Here is a 265-nt window from a genome sequence, read left to right as displayed (position 1 = left end):
AGATGAGAATGCCGCTTCAACAAGAGAAAGAAACAGCATATCGTATGAATTATGTCATGACTGGAGCATCGCATGAAACGAAGCAAGCAGCTACACTGACTTTGCGCGCAAAGAACCAGCTTTCACATCAAACGAAAAAGAGGATGACGTTCCGCTTACCGGTACATGTTCAAAATGAACAAGGCGGCAGTTTACTGATCAAGGAGCATTACTGGATTCTCGATGGATCCGTTCCACTTGATGGATCAAAAATGCTAGCAGCAAC

1 protein-coding gene is annotated in these 265 nt (G+C 44.2%); it reads left to right on the top strand.

Annotated features, from left to right (window positions below; all coding sequences use genetic code 11):
• Positions 1 to 265: hypothetical protein (locus NLF92_RS13185; RefSeq protein ID WP_254102686.1), on the top strand; the 265-nt coding region annotated here is incomplete at both ends.

Origin of the sequence: Opacimonas viscosa (assembly GCF_024199005.1) — a bacterium.
In the GTDB taxonomy this organism is placed as follows: Bacteria; Pseudomonadota; Gammaproteobacteria; order Enterobacterales; family Alteromonadaceae; genus Opacimonas; species Opacimonas viscosa.
The sequence above is the reverse complement of the archived record's forward strand: the minus strand, read 5'-3'. Positions and strand labels throughout refer to the sequence as shown.